General features: G+C 53.8%; 13 protein-coding genes and 1 pseudogene. 13 read left to right on the forward strand and 1 reads right to left on the reverse strand.

Features of this window, described 5'->3' with window-relative positions; genetic code table 11:
* Window positions 1-754 precede the first annotated feature (754 nt).
* Window positions 755-1,018: pseudogene (locus B4113_RS20410) on the reverse strand (IS701 family transposase); the annotation flags it as partial.
* 4 nt (window positions 1,019-1,022) lie between these two features.
* On the opposite strand from B4113_RS20410, the gene B4113_RS07520 reads away from it, so the two are divergent.
* From B4113_RS07520 to B4113_RS07590, 13 genes are all read left to right on the forward strand, one after another.
* Complete coding sequence (locus B4113_RS07520) at window positions 1,023-1,631, forward strand: VanZ family protein (RefSeq protein WP_227456669.1); 609 nt, start codon at window positions 1,023-1,025, stop codon at window positions 1,629-1,631.
* Between the two features lie 931 nt (window positions 1,632-2,562).
* On the forward strand, window positions 2,563-2,811 hold the full coding sequence (locus B4113_RS07530; protein ID WP_033021539.1) for a hypothetical protein: 249 nt from the start codon (window positions 2,563-2,565) through the stop codon (window positions 2,809-2,811).
* Between the two features lie 67 nt (window positions 2,812-2,878).
* Complete coding sequence (locus tag B4113_RS07535) at window positions 2,879-4,063, forward strand: ATP phosphoribosyltransferase regulatory subunit (protein WP_033021536.1); 1,185 nt, start codon at window positions 2,879-2,881, stop codon at window positions 4,061-4,063.
* 160 nt (window positions 4,064-4,223) lie between these two features.
* Window positions 4,224-4,847, forward strand: coding sequence for an ATP phosphoribosyltransferase (hisG, locus tag B4113_RS07540; RefSeq protein ID WP_033021543.1), 624 nt, complete (start codon window positions 4,224-4,226; stop codon window positions 4,845-4,847).
* Between the two features lie 83 nt (window positions 4,848-4,930).
* Window positions 4,931-6,214 (forward strand): histidinol dehydrogenase, encoded by a 1,284-nt coding sequence (gene hisD / locus B4113_RS07545; protein ID WP_061912380.1) that lies wholly within the window; start codon window positions 4,931-4,933, stop codon window positions 6,212-6,214.
* Complete coding sequence (gene hisB / locus B4113_RS07550; RefSeq protein ID WP_031407121.1) at window positions 6,214-6,801, forward strand: imidazoleglycerol-phosphate dehydratase HisB; 588 nt, start codon at window positions 6,214-6,216, stop codon at window positions 6,799-6,801. The genes hisD and hisB overlap by 1 nt, the downstream gene beginning before the upstream one ends.
* Window positions 6,802-7,287: 486 nt before the next feature.
* Window positions 7,288-7,929: an imidazole glycerol phosphate synthase subunit HisH gene (gene hisH / locus B4113_RS07560; RefSeq protein ID WP_033844757.1), complete on the forward strand. Its 642-nt coding sequence runs from the start codon at window positions 7,288-7,290 to the stop codon at window positions 7,927-7,929.
* Window positions 7,929-8,666 carry a 1-(5-phosphoribosyl)-5-[(5-phosphoribosylamino)methylideneamino]imidazole-4-carboxamide isomerase gene (gene hisA / locus B4113_RS07565; protein WP_033843081.1) on the forward strand — a complete coding sequence of 246 codons (738 nt, stop codon included), beginning with the start codon at window positions 7,929-7,931 and terminating at the stop codon, window positions 8,664-8,666. The genes hisH and hisA overlap by 1 nt, the downstream gene beginning before the upstream one ends.
* A complete protein-coding gene (gene hisF / locus B4113_RS07570; RefSeq protein WP_033843082.1) occupies window positions 8,663-9,421 on the forward strand; it encodes an imidazole glycerol phosphate synthase subunit HisF in 759 nt (252 codons plus the stop codon). Before hisA ends, hisF begins: the two co-directional genes overlap by 4 nt.
* Complete coding sequence (hisIE, locus tag B4113_RS07575; RefSeq protein WP_033843083.1) at window positions 9,418-10,068, forward strand: bifunctional phosphoribosyl-AMP cyclohydrolase/phosphoribosyl-ATP diphosphatase HisIE; 651 nt, start codon at window positions 9,418-9,420, stop codon at window positions 10,066-10,068. Before hisF ends, hisIE begins: the two co-directional genes overlap by 4 nt.
* Window positions 10,069-10,218: 150 nt before the next feature.
* Window positions 10,219-11,691: a lipopolysaccharide assembly protein LapB gene (locus B4113_RS07580; RefSeq protein ID WP_033843085.1), complete on the forward strand. Its 1,473-nt coding sequence runs from the start codon at window positions 10,219-10,221 to the stop codon at window positions 11,689-11,691.
* A gap of 317 nt (window positions 11,692-12,008) precedes the next feature.
* Complete coding sequence (gene trxB, locus B4113_RS07585) at window positions 12,009-12,965, forward strand: thioredoxin-disulfide reductase (RefSeq protein ID WP_033021515.1); 957 nt, start codon at window positions 12,009-12,011, stop codon at window positions 12,963-12,965.
* 416 nt (window positions 12,966-13,381) lie between these two features.
* Window positions 13,382-13,840, forward strand: coding sequence for an 8-oxo-dGTP diphosphatase (locus B4113_RS07590; protein ID WP_033021541.1), 459 nt, complete (start codon window positions 13,382-13,384; stop codon window positions 13,838-13,840).
* Window positions 13,841-13,858 lie beyond the last annotated feature (18 nt).

Consider the following 13,858-nt stretch of genomic DNA (forward strand, 5'->3'; position numbering starts at 1 on the left):
TCGCTACTCACATTCTACAGGAAAGGTGCTCTTTTTTCTATACCCTTTGGATTTTATTGGATAATCAACACGCCTGGAAAGAAACGAAAAAACAGAGAGTCTGTTTTTTGTCCCCTATAAGTTAAACCTTCCAGTCGGATTTATATAGGATCAATGATGAAAATATGAAACTTTAGGTGGCAGAACAAAAAATTGTTGATTTTATTCTTTGTTTTATTTTACAATATATGCAGATATTCCTTTTTATAGAGATAAATTGATTTAAAGGAGATGAGAGTATTATGAAAAAATATTTTCGTCAATTGCACTTAGTTTATCATTAGTGCTGCCCACAATAGCTTTGGCTGCAGGAAGTAGTTATTCTATATCTTACTTTTTTGAAACAAGTTTAACGGGTCAAACAAGAAGTTTCACAGGTGGCAAAGATTTAGTGGGAGTGTTTTACTCGGTAGCGTGTCGTGATTACAATTGTAATAATACTTTTGACACTACAGATACATTCAACGTAGCCTTATATAGAGATGGATTTTGGTCAGATGATTATATTGGCTCCAGTAAAGCTCCCCGCTCTGGAAATAAAACAATTACTTGGAGTAATGTAGGAGAGGGCGACTATTATATAAAACTATGGAAAACATCAGATGGCACATATGTTAAGAGTCAGTCTGGTTCCAAATTATATATAAAATAACTGTAGATCAGCATTTTTTATTACAATAATTTTTGCGATTATAAAGACTAATAGGATCCCTTTGGCGACATGGAGCTGTTCAATGGGAATCTTTTGCATTGCGCGGTCACCAATGAACCCGACGGCGTGAAATCTTTCCGCGACCAAAGAAGCTCCAGTCCAGCGGAAAGGATTTGTTGAGATTCGGCAATGTTGTACACGCAAGAGGACAGCACCACTGCTCCATACCGTTTCACCGCCCAAATGTGGCGAATCCGATAGCATAAGCTCCAGTTGATCTTTCGTCTGCTGGAAAAAGCATTTGATCGTCCCTGCAGTAAAATAAAAAACGATGTTTGGGGGGAGTTGTTTGTTAACCTTCGATATCCCAATAGTTTTCTTGTTTTTTATTCCTTTAGTTGTTTTGCTTATTAGACGAAATTATAAAAATATACCATTTTCTAAAAGTTTAATTTTTGTTATTTTTTACATCCATGTTGTTGTTGTTATTGGTATTACCTTGTTCCCCATTCCCTTCCAAAAGGAGTTGTTACATGACTTAAAAGCAAGTCATATCGAGAGCTCAATAAATTTCGTTCCCTTTTTATCTATTATTAAAATATTATCGTTACACTCAATTGGAACAGGTTTCGCACAAATTGGGGGCAACTTTTTGTTGCTACTTCCTCTAGGAATATATCTGCCACTTTTATTTTATAGAGTGAATAGCTTTAAAAGAGTATCTTTCATTGTTTGTTTATGCTCATTCATGATTGAATCTATGCAGTTTTTCATTTCTTTGATATTAAATTATCATTATAAAGCAGTAGATGTCGATGATGTGATATTGAACACATTGGGGGGACAATTTGGTTACCTCATATATCGGATCACGATTCCTTCAATTGAAAGGAATGTTGATTTATCACGTTTTACAAACAACTTGAGATTCAAGGAATAGCTTATCATTTCGTCCCGCCCGGGGCGGTGGCCGCGGGCTGCCCGATGCGCATCGTTCGCACGAACGAACCGCCTTCCGATTGAACGGGGCGGGTTTTGGTTTGGAAAAATGAGGGGCCAGAAAAAGTGAGGGAATTGTTTACCTGAGTTCGACGATCACTAGGCAAACAAAATTCCTCCCATTCCCATCACCTTCGCTTTCGTCCATTTGGCTTTCGGATCCTATTCGTTGTGAGCAAGCTGGAGATACGCTACGGTCGTTCCGTCTTTGTTTTTGCGTGTGGCTCGTCGCATGTACATGCCTATATGATAAACGATATTGGGCTTTTCATGTCTAACCTGTTTAGGTGAGAATGGGAATAACAACTTTCGGTGAAGGTGTATAAGGGAGAGTTCACAAGATGCAAAGTCAGCGAAACACGTAGAAAGCCGTCCCACAACGGGACGGCTTTTCCTTTTGGACCGCACATGCGGCGTTCAGTTAAAAAATATTTTTGGCCGCACTTGAGTTCAAGGAACTCAAAGGGCATTATTTATCGTATGCTTGTTTTCCGAATCTTATGAAAAGAAAATTTGACAGAAGTGTCAAGAACGGTTTTCTGGATCTTCTCTAAGTTTAGTGTACATCCTACAGATTTTTTCGTCAATCAGGTCCATTTGTTCGCTTGTTAATTTGAAAACGCCGTCCTTTGCTTTTTTAGGTTTGAAAATGCGAATTTTGCTTATAGGCTGCATTTGGTTTGGAATGGCCACTGCCTTTTGGTGTGAGATCGACAACACCCTGCATGGATGTCCTTGATGGCTGTCTCCGTCATGCGGGAGGACATCACGAAGTTGACATGGCGCGTCAACACTGATTTTTTAGAATGAAATATGGGGTATCTTGAGTCTAGCCTTTGATCTATATTTTACGTAAAAAGGATGCAAATATGATGATGAAGTGGTATCAACGTTCGTTTTTCCAACCACCGCCAATCGACCCGAACCGAAACGAAGAGTCATTTCGACTGCAGCCGATCGAGTTGGACAGTGATAAGCCTCCCTTTTCGACGCTTGCCCAGTTTTTCCTTACCGAGCATGTGCTGTATGATGTGCCTGAATTGGTCACGGTCATCCCGATTCCAAACCGATTTGTTGTTGATGGCGCGTTTCCTCTTGACGCTATGGCCGCAAAGGAGTAAACTACTAATAACTTCACTTCTCTACCATATTAGCAAACTAAAGTATTTTGATAAAGGGCGTGGGGACATGGCAAAAAGGCTGTTCATGTTTGAGAAACCGTTAGGCATGCGCGATACGCTGCCGTTTTTATATGAAATGAAAAAGCAGGTGCGCTCGGTGATGGCGGAAGAAATCGAGCGCTGGGGCTATGAGTTTATCGAAACGCCGACGCTTGAGTATTATGAAACGGTCGGCGCGGCGTCGGCGATCGCCGATCATCGGCTGTTTAAGCTCTTGGACCAGCAAGGGCACACGCTCGTACTGCGGCCCGATATGACGGCGCCGATCGCCCGCGTGGCGGCGTCAAGGCTGTATGAGGACGGCAACCCGCTCCGGTTGGCGTACAACGCCAACGTGTTTCGCGCCCAGCAGCGCGAAGGCGGGCGGCCAGCGGAGTTTGAGCAGATCGGCGTCGAGCTGATCGGCGATGGCACGGTGGCGGCCGACGCCGAGGTGATCAGCTTAATGGCCGCACTGCTGAAGCGCGTAGGGCTTGGCCGCTTTTCGGTGGCCATCGGCCATATCGGTTATGTCAATGCGCTCTTTTTGGAGATTTTAGGGAATGAAGAGCGGGCGAGTGTGCTGCGCCGCTTCTTATATGAAAAAAATTATGTCGGCTATCGCGAGCATGTGAAGTCGCTGCCGCTTTCGTCGATCGATCAAAAGCGGCTGTTGGATCTTCTTTCCTTGCGCGGCGGCCGCGAGGCGATCGAAGCGGCGAAAGCGCTGGCTTCGAGCGGGGAAGGGCAGCAAGCCGCCGATGAGGTGGCCTCTCTGTTTGCGGCGCTTGAGACGTATGGGGTGGCCGAGGCGGTGAAGCTCGATATGGCGTTGGTCAGCCATATGAGCTATTACACCGGCATTTTGTTTGAAGTGTACGCCGAGCAAGTGGGATTCCCGATCGGCAACGGCGGGCGGTATGATGAGTTGCTGGCGAAGTTTTCCCGCCCGGCGCCGGCGACGGGGTTTGGCCTGCGCATCGATCGGCTGATCGAGGCGGTTGGCGAGACGGATGTGCGCGAGGAGATCGAGTGCATCGTGTTCAGCCAAGAGCGGTTGGCGGAGGCGGTCGAGCTCGCCGAGGCGAAACGGGCGGAAGGGCGCCGCGTCGTCTTGCAGCATATCGCCGGCATTCGCGATATTGACGCCTACAGCCAGCGCTATCGGTCGATCGTCTATTTGCTTGGCCGAAGCGGGCGCGAGGGGCAATGAGCGTCACGACGTGGGAGAACGCGGACAACAGCCATTCAACCCGCTGGTTCGCACCTGCGGACGGGCGTGCCGCAATCTTTAAAGGGATGGCGGTTTGACGGAAGGGGCGTTAGCGAGAGCGTGGCGCTGACGCATGACGACAAGCAGGGAGGAAGACGGGATGCTGACGATTGCGATGCCGAAAGGACGCATTTTTGACGAGGCGGTCGAGCTGCTGCGCCGAGCGGATTATGCGCTGCCGCCGGAGTTTGCCGAATCGCGCAAGCTCGTCATTGATGTCACTGAGGAACAAATGCGCTTTATTTTGGCGAAACCGATGGATGTGGTGACGTATGTGGAACACGGGGTGGCGGATTTAGGCATAGCGGGAAAAGATGTCTTAATGGAGGAAGAACGAAACGTCTATGAGTTGCTCGATTTGCGCATCAGCCGCTGCCATCTGGCCGTCGCCGGGCTGCCCGGCGTCAAGATGAATGAAATCGCCCCAAGGGTGGCGACGAAATATCCGAACATCGCGTCGACGTATTTTCGCGAACAAGGCGAGCAAGTGGAAATCATCCGCCTGAACGGGTCAATTGAACTCGCTCCGCTCATAGGTCTAGCCGACCGGATTGTGGACATCGTTTCCACGGGGCGGACGTTGAAAGAAAACGGGCTTGTCGAGCTTGAACGAATCGCCGAGGTGACGTCGCGCCTGATTGCCAATCCGGCTAGCTACCGGTTAAACAGCGGGGAGATCGAGCGGCTGGTCGATCGGCTCGCGGCGGTCATTCCCGAGCGGTGAGGCAAACGGAACGGTGCATAGACGAGAGACGCAAAAGACGGGGAAAGCGTCCAAAAAGCCATCGGATGGAAAGGAGAAAAGCCATGAAAATCGAACGAATCCAAGGCGGCGTCTCGCTAAGGCGGACGATTGAAAGCGGAACGGAGGAGCAGCGCCGAGCCGTGCTCGATATCATCGCCGCGGTGCGCGCCCGGGGCGATGCGGCGCTGAAAGAATATACGGAACGGTTTGACGGCGTCACGCTGGATTCGCTGCGGGTGACGGAAGCGGAAATGGAGCGCGCGCATGCGTCCATGAGCGCAGAGACGCTGGAGATCATTCGCGAAGCGGCGGCCCACATTCGCGCCTATCACGAGCGGCAAAAGCGCCAATCATGGTGGATGACGAACGAAGACGGCACGATTCTCGGGCAAAAGGTGACGCCGCTTGACGCCGTCGGGCTGTATGTGCCGGGCGGGACGGCCGCCTATCCGTCGTCCGTGCTGATGAACGTCATTCCTGCGCAAGTGGCGGGAGTGAAGCGGATTGTCATCACCTCGCCGCCAAACAAAAACGGCACGCTGCCGGCTGGGGTGCTGGCGGCGGCGTATGAACTTGGGGTGGCGGAAATTTACAAAGTCGGCGGCGCGCAGGCGATCGCGGCGCTGGCGTATGGAACGGAAACGATTCGGCCGGTCGATAAAATTTTCGGACCGGGCAACATTTATGTGGCGTTGGCGAAACGGGAAGTGTTCGGGCATGTGGCGATCGACATGATCGCCGGGCCGAGCGAAATTGTTGTGCTCGCGGATGAGACGGCCCGCCCGGATGAGATTGCGGCGGATTTGTTGTCACAGGCCGAGCATGACGTGCGGGCGTCAGCCATCTTGGTGACGCCGTCAATGAAGCTCGCCTTGGCGGTGGCGAGCGAGGTGGAACGGCAGCTTGAGACGCTGCCGCGCCGCGAGATCGCCCAAGCGGCGCTGGAAACCTACGGGGCCATTTATGTGACCGAGACGCTTGATGAGGCCGTTGAGGCGGTCAATGAGCTGGCGCCCGAGCATTTGGAAGTGATGACGGCGGATCCAATGGCGCTGTTAGGGAAACTTCGCCATGCCGGGGCGATGTTTTTTGGCCGCTTCAGCTCTGAGCCGGTCGGCGACTATTTCGCCGGGCCGAACCACGTGCTGCCAACCAACGGCACGGCCAGATTCTCAAGCGGCTTGAGCGTCGATGAGTTTGTGAAAAAATCAAGCGTGATCGTTTACAGTGAAGCGGCATTGAAACAACATGGCGACAAAATCGCTGCGTTTGCCCGCCTCGAGGGGCTGGAGGCGCACGCGCGCGCGGTTGAGATGCGGCTGAAACGAGAAAGAGGGGAACGATAATGGCGAGAGAGGCGACGATCGCAAGAACGACGAAGGAGACAAGCATTCAGCTGACGTTTTCGCTAGACGGTGAAGGGAAGACGGAGCTCGAGACCGGCGTGCCGTTTTTGACCCATATGCTTGATTTGTTTGCGAAACACGGCCAGTTTGACTTGTTTGTTGACGCGAAAGGCGATACGCATATTGACGATCACCATACGACCGAAGATATCGGCATTTGCCTCGGACAGGCGATCAAAGAAGCACTCGGCGACAAAAAGGGAATCAAGCGGTACGGCCACGCGTTTGTGCCGATGGATGATGCGCTGGCGCAAGTCGTGATTGATCTAAGCAACCGCCCGCATTTGGAATTTCGCGGCGAATTTCCGGCGGCGAAAGTCGGCACGTTCGATGTCGAGCTCGTTCACGAGTTTTTATGGAAGCTGGCGCTGGAGGCGCGGATGAACTTGCATGTCATCGTTCATTACGGGCGCAATACCCACCATATGATCGAAGCGGTGTTTAAAGCGCTCGGGCGGGCGCTCGATGAAGCGACGATGGTCGACCCGCGCGTCAAAGGCGTCCCGTCGACGAAAGGGATGCTCTAACCGATCGAAGGCGGCGCTTCCTGTGGCAAAAGCTTCGCGAGCGCATGGAAGGTGTCCGGATCGAGGGGGCGCTTCCTGTGGGGAAAAGCTTCGCGGGCGCGGGGAAGGTGTCCGGATCGAGGAGGCGCCCCCGTGGGGAAAAGCTTCGCGAGCGCATGGAAGGTGTCCGGATCGAGGAGGCGCCCCCGTGGGAAAAAGCTTCGCGAGCGCAGGGAAGGTGTCCGGGTCGAGGGGGCGCTTCCTGTGGGGAAAAGCTTCGCGGGCGCGGGGAAGGCGTCCGGGTCGAGGATGGCGCTTCCTGTGGGGAAAAGCTTCGTGGGCGCGGGGAAGGCGTCCGAATCGAAGGCGGCGCTTCCTGCGGGGAAAGCTCCGCGAGCGCAGGGAAGGCAAGGAGAGGGTTGCGCATGAAAGGAGCGCCGTAAAAAGGATGCCGACATACCGTTATTGAACAAGGGGATGGCATGGATCAGCGAAGAAAGGAATGGGATGACGATGATCGGGATCATCGATTATGGGATGGGCAACTTATACAGCGTCAGCAAAGCGCTCGAGCGGCTCGGCTGCCCGTATATCGTGAGCGGTGACAACGAGGAGCTAGCGCGGGCAGGCGGGCTCATTTTGCCCGGCGTCGGCTCGTTCCGCGATGCGATGCACATTTTAAACGAAACAGGGTTAGCTGCTTTTATCCGTTCAGCGGCTGAAAACGGTACGCCGTTGCTCGGCATTTGTTTAGGGATGCAGCTGTTGTTTGACGAAAGCGAGGAAAACGGGCCGACAAAAGGGCTCGGGCTGCTTCGCGGCCGCGTCGTCCGCTTCCCGGGCGTGACGGACGACGGCGAGCCGTACAAAGTGCCGCACATGGGCTGGAATCAGCTTCGCTTTCATCGTCCGTCGCCGCTTCTTGACGGTGTCGAGGAAGGGCATGTGTATTTTGTCCATTCGTATTACGTCGTCCCGGGCGACGAAGAGGTCGTGCTCGCCAGCAGCGAATACGATGTTGACGTCCCGGCGGTCGTTGGGCGCGGCCACGTGTTTGGCACACAGTTTCACCCGGAAAAAAGCGGCGCGGTCGGCATGCACATCTTACGCAACTATGTCGGCATCGCCACAAGAAGGGGGAATGGCTGATGGCATCGTTTACGATTTATCCGGCGATCGATATGCGCGGCGGCAAATGTGTCCGCCTGTTGCAAGGCGATTACAATAAAGAAACGGTGTACGGCGATTCGCCGGTCGCGATGGCCGAACAGTTCGCCGCCCAAGGGGCGGAGTGGATTCATATGGTCGATTTAGATGGGGCGAAAGAAGGGCGGCGCGTCAACGACCGGTTTGTCATTGAAGCGGCCCGCCGGTTTCCAGTGAACGTCCAAGTCGGCGGCGGCATTCGCACCGAGGATGATGTCGCCTACTATTTGGAGCGCGGCGTCGCCCGCGTCATTTTAGGAAGCGCGGCGATTGCCGACCCGCCGTTTGTGAAAGAGATGTTGAAAAAATACGGCCGCCGCATCGTGATCGGCATTGATGCCCGCGATGGCTTTGTGGCGATAGAAGGCTGGCTTGCGACATCCAATGTAAAAGCGGAAGAGCTCGGAAGGATGCTTGCCGAGGCGGGGGCGGAGACGTTTATTTTCACCGATATTGCCACCGACGGCACACTGTCGGGGCCAAACATCGCTGCGGCGGTCCGGCTGGCGGAGGCGACGGGAAAAGAAGTGATTGCCTCCGGCGGTGTGCGCTCGCTCGACGATTTGCGCGCGCTTCGCGAATACGCCGGTCAAGGCATCGGCGGAGCGATCGTCGGCAAGGCGCTGTACACCAATCAATTTACGCTCGCAGAAGCGCTGAAGGCGGTGAACGAGCGGTGATTACGAAGCGCATCATCCCGTGCTTGGACGTAAAAGATGGCCGCGTTGTCAAAGGGGTGCAATTTGTCCAGCTGCGCGATGCCGGCGACCCGGTCGAGCTGGCGAAGGCGTACGATCAGCAAGGAGCGGACGAGCTTGTGTTTTTGGACATTTCCGCCTCGCACGAAGGGCGGAAAACGATGGTCGATGTCGTCGAGCGCGTCGCCGCTCAACTCGCCATTCCCTTTACGGTCGGCGGGGGGATTCACTCGCTTGACGATATGAAACGCATGTTGCGCGCCGGGGCGGATAAAGTGTCGCTCAACACGGCCGCGGTGCTCCATCCCGCTTTGATCACCGAAGGGGCGGACTTTTTCGGCTCGCAATGCATCGTCGTTGCCATTGATGCAAAGTACGACCAGGCGCTCGGTTCTTGGCGCGTTTATACGCACGGCGGCCGCAACGCAACAGAATGGGAAGTCGTCGCCTGGGCGAACGAAGCGGTGCGCCTTGGCGCCGGGGAGATTTTGCTGACGAGCATGGATGCCGACGGCGGGAAAAACGGCTTTGACCTCGAGTTGACGCGGCGGGTGAGCGAAGCGGTCCCGGTTCCGGTCATCGCCTCGGGCGGCGCCGGCAAGGCCGAGCATTTTTGGGAAGCGTTCGAAAAAGGAAAAGCAGACGCGGCGCTGGCAGCGTCGATTTTCCATTACAAAGAAACATCGGTCGGTCAAGTGAAGGCGTACTTGAAAGAAAGAGGAGTGAACGTGCGATGACAGCCGACATTCGCTTTGACGACAACGGGTTGGTACCCGCCATCGTTCAAGACGCGCAAAGCAAAGAAGTGCTCATGCTCGCCTATATGAACAAAGAGTCGCTCGAAAAAACGCTCGCAACGGGGGAAACGTGGTTTTACAGCCGCTCGCGCCAAGCGTTGTGGCATAAAGGGGCGACGTCCGGGAACGTGCAGCGGGTGGTCGACATCCGCTACGACTGCGACGCCGACACGCTCCTTGTGTTGGTGGAGCCGGCGGGTCCGGCATGCCATACGGGGACGTATTCGTGCTTTTCCCGTGCGCTTGACGGCGCAGCGCGCACGCCGGCGGCCGACCGGTTCGCGATTTTGCATGAGCTGGAACAAATCATCGCCCAGCGCGACGCCGAACGGCCGGAAGGAGCGTATACAACGTATTTGTTTGAAAAAGGCATCGATAAAATTTTGAAAAAGGTCGGCGAAGAAGCGGCCGAAGTGATCATCGCGGCGAAAAACCGAAGCCATGAAGAGCTGAAATGGGAAGCGGCCGATTTGTTGTACCATTTGCTTGTGCTGTTGCGCGAGCAAAAGCTGCCGCTTGACGCGGTGCTGGAGACGCTGGCTGAGCGGCATGCGCAAAAAACAAACAAAGAGACGAAAAAGGCATAGGCGAGCGGCCAAGCCGGCCTAAAAATCGCGCTTGTTTCTGTTGCGCGGACTGTCAAGAAGCAGGCGATGAATCCTGAAGTTTCTTGCTTATTTTCGCTGTTCATATGGTATACTGTTGTTCGATGAAGTTTGCGAACAACGGAGGATAGAATGGGAAAACGACTGAAGCAACCATCAAGAAAATCGACGATTGTGCCGTTCATTCAGAGCGGGGAGTATTTTTTTAAAAAAGGCATGAAAGCGTACGATCGAGGCGATTTATACAAAGCCAAAAAATATTTGGAGCGTGCCGTCCGTCTTGATGGACGGGACGCTTCGTTCGTTCTGCAGCTCGCTCTTGTCCTGTCGGAACTCGGCGAATACCAAAGTTCCAATCAATGGTTGTTTGCCATCATCCATGATTTAGATGAAACGATGTACGACTGTTTTTACTTTTTGGCCAACAATTTCGCCTGTCTTGGCTTGTTCCAAGAGGCGCGGCAATATGCCGAACACTATTTGACGCATGAACCGGACGGCGAGTTTGCCGACGATGCCGCTGACTTGCTTGAGCTGGTCAAGTTTGACGTTCAAGAGATGACAGAGGAGCAGGAGCAGGTCATGGCTTGGCAGGAGCGGGCCCGCTATTTGCTGGAGCAAGGCGAATTTGCGGAGGCGATCGAGACGCTGAAGGCGATCATCGCCTGCCGCCCGGAATTTTGGCCGGCGCACAACAATTTGGCGCTCGCTTATTTTTACAGCGGCGATGTGGAGCGAGCGCAGCGCCAATTGGAGGAAGTGCTGGCGCACGATCCCGGCAATTTGCATGCGCTTTGCAACGCGCTTGTGTTTGCCCATTATCTGCGCGATGAGCAGCAGACCGCAGCGCTCGGCGACACGTTGGCCGGTTTGTATCCGCTTTTTCGCGAACATCAATACAAGCTGGGCGCGACCATGGCATTAGTCGGGCGTTTCGATGTGGCGTTTCGTTGGCTGCACCGCTTGTACAAATACGGATTTGAGGCCGATGGGCCGTTTTACTATTGGCTGGCTTACGCGGCCTATCATACTGGCCATGAGCCGCTCGCCCGCCAAGTGTGGGAGCGTTTTGCCGCGCTGCATCCGGAAAAGCGTGGGGAAGGGCCTTGGATGGAGCGTACGTTTGGCGACGAGACGCTTGTGCGCATCGTCCGCTGGCTTGAGACAGAAGAATTGGCCGACCAGTTGTACGGGCTGTATTTGTTCAGCCGTTCGCCGCAGGCAGGAAAAGCGGAACTGGCGTTGGCGATCAGTCGCTTGCTTCCATCGGACCCGCGCTTGCGCCCGTTTGCCGACTATTTTCTATTTGGCCGCGCTGACGGTCCCGCCATGCGGGCGGTGAACATCGGTCGCATGATTGATGCGCTTTCGGCGCATAATGAGGAAAAAGAAGCGATCGGTCGCTTCGCCTTTGCGATGGCTATCCGCTTGTCGGCGCAAGATGAACCGTTTGCGAACGGCGCAGCGTGGGCGGCGGCGTTGGAATACCTTTGGCGCCGTCAGCGAGGCGAGCGCGTGACGCAAAAAGGAATGGCCGCCAAATACCGTCTTTCGGTGGCTACAGTGCAAAAATACGTGCGAAAAGCGCGCCGTTTTGATCCATAAACGGCGATGGCCGTCAAACAGACTTTCGCTAATGCAGCGGTCGTTCGAAGCCCTTTCAAAGAGCGAGGGCGGGCGAGGAAACGTTCCATGGGCAGCGGTCGCCCTCTGTTTGAGGATGGACATCACCGCGTGCCGGCGAGGGATTTTGACGAAAACGTTCCACGGGCAACATTTTGTCTTCCACCTGAGGAGGAACTCCGCCGCTCGCCGACGGGATTTGCGCGGAAAACGCCTCGGTATGAGCAAATCAATAGACGTTGGCCGCCGACTCGGATACGATGGAAATGAAGCGACTTTTGAGCGAAGGAGTGGACGTTGTGGCAGATGAAAAGATTTACGATGTCATCATCGCCGGAGCCGGGCCGGCTGGGCTAACGGCGGCTGTGTATACATCGCGCGCCAACTTGTCGACGCTCATGATTGAGCGCGGCGTTCCGGGGGGACAGATGGTCAACACCGAGGAAGTCGAGAACTATCCCGGATTTGAGACGATTCTAGGCCCCGAATTGGCGACGAAAATGTTTGAACACGCCAAAAAATTTGGCGCCGAATACGCTTACGGTGATGTCAAGGAGATCATCGACGGCGAGTCATATAAAACGGTGGTCGTCGGTGACAAACAGTATAAAGCGCGCGCGGTCATTATCGCCACCGGCGCCGAATACAAAAAGCTCGGCGTGCCGGGGGAAGCGGAGCTGGGCGGCCGCGGCGTTTCCTACTGTGCGGTGTGCGACGGGGCATTTTTCAAAGGAAAAGACTTGGTCGTCGTTGGCGGCGGCGATTCAGCGGTCGAGGAAGGCGTCTATTTGACGCGCTTTGCTAGGAAAGTGACGATCGTTCACCGCCGCGACAAGCTGCGGGCGCAAAAAATTTTGCAAGATCGGGCGTTCGCCAATGAGAAAATCGATTTTATCTGGAATCATACGGTCAAACAAATCAACGAAAAGGACGGCAAAGTCGGCAGCGTGACGCTCGTGCATACGGAGACAGGGGAAGAACGCGAATTCCCGTGCGATGGCGTCTTTATTTACATCGGGATGGTGCCGCTCTCGAAGCCGTTTGCCCATCTTGGCATCACAAACGAAAACGGCTATATTGTCACGAACGAAAAAATGGAAACGAAAGTGCCGGGCATTTTTGCCGCTGGCGATGTGCGCGAAAAAACGCTCCGGCAAATCGTGACGGCGACCGGCGACGGCAGCATCGCCGCGCAAAGCGCCCAACATTACGTGGAAGAGTTGAAAGAACAACAGAAGGCGCAACAAGTCCAATAACCGGTCATGAAATCGCAACAAAACCGTAATGGGGATTTAACCCAGCTGTAACACGAATGCAACACAGTTGTCGTATGCTATAAGTAAGTAATTGACCCCCTTTTATATAGATTCTTGCTGTTGGCGCGGGCGTCTGTCCGCGCCTCTTTTTTGTACGCCCGCCTTTGTTGACGAACCGCCGAGAAGGCCGGTGAAAAACGGTTGCTTCTCTTGAGCAATGGGGGAGGGTGTGAAAGGCGATACCGATGCGACAGAGTTTTTTCTATTGGAGAAACGAGGTTAGCCGCCCGCTCGTCGCTGTTTCCCGGCGGCTTTCGTTTCCAACCATTTCGCGATTGGAGACGCTTAACTATTTATGGTAAAATGAAAATAGCAACGACTAGACAAAGGGTTGGCTCATAGTTGAGGTGAACGAATTGCAACGCGTGACGAACTGCATATTGTATCAAGACGGTCGCGTATTGCTTTTGCAAAAGCCGAAGCGCGGCTGGTGGGCCGCTCCGGGCGGTAAAATGGAGCCGGGCGAGACGGTGCGTGAAGCGTGCATTCGCGAATACCGGGAAGAGACGGGCATCTACTTGAAACAGCCTCGTCTGAAAGGGGTATTTACGATCGTGATAAAAAACGGAAGCGAGACGGTGTCAGAGTGGATGATGTTTACGTTTTTTGCCGATGAGTTCATCGGGGAAAACGTCGCCTCATCCGAAGAAGGAACGCTCGCTTGGCATGAGCTCGAAGCGCTCCCGTCGCTTCCGATGGCTCCGGGCGATTATCATATTGTCGAGTATGCGGTCAAAGGCGATGGGATATTGTATGGAACGTTCGTCTATACGGAAGATTTTGAGTTGCTTTCCTATCGGCTTGACCCGAGCTGACGGAGAGGAGGTGCGGAG

Origin of the sequence: Geobacillus sp. B4113_201601, from assembly GCF_001587475.1 — a bacterium.
Taxonomy (GTDB): Bacteria; Bacillota; Bacilli; order Bacillales; family Anoxybacillaceae; genus Geobacillus; species Geobacillus icigianus.

Coding starts and splice junctions, on each gene's coding strand:
- hisA (WP_033843081.1), top strand. CDS start 7,929: ATGGCATCGTTTACGATTTATCCGGCGATCGATATGCGCGGCGGCAAA.
- hisB (WP_031407121.1), top strand. CDS start 6,214: ATGGCGAGAGAGGCGACGATCGCAAGAACGACGAAGGAGACAAGCATT.
- hisIE (WP_033843083.1), top strand. CDS start 9,418: ATGACAGCCGACATTCGCTTTGACGACAACGGGTTGGTACCCGCCATC.
- hisD (WP_061912380.1), top strand. CDS start 4,931: ATGAAAATCGAACGAATCCAAGGCGGCGTCTCGCTAAGGCGGACGATT.
- hisH (WP_033844757.1), top strand. CDS start 7,288: ATGACGATGATCGGGATCATCGATTATGGGATGGGCAACTTATACAGC.
- B4113_RS07530 (WP_033021539.1), top strand. CDS start 2,563: ATGATGAAGTGGTATCAACGTTCGTTTTTCCAACCACCGCCAATCGAC.
- B4113_RS07580 (WP_033843085.1), top strand. CDS start 10,219: ATGGGAAAACGACTGAAGCAACCATCAAGAAAATCGACGATTGTGCCG.
- hisG (WP_033021543.1), top strand. CDS start 4,224: ATGCTGACGATTGCGATGCCGAAAGGACGCATTTTTGACGAGGCGGTC.
- B4113_RS07520 (WP_227456669.1), top strand. CDS start 1,023: ATGTTTGGGGGGAGTTGTTTGTTAACCTTCGATATCCCAATAGTTTTC.
- B4113_RS07535 (WP_033021536.1), top strand. CDS start 2,879: ATGGCAAAAAGGCTGTTCATGTTTGAGAAACCGTTAGGCATGCGCGAT.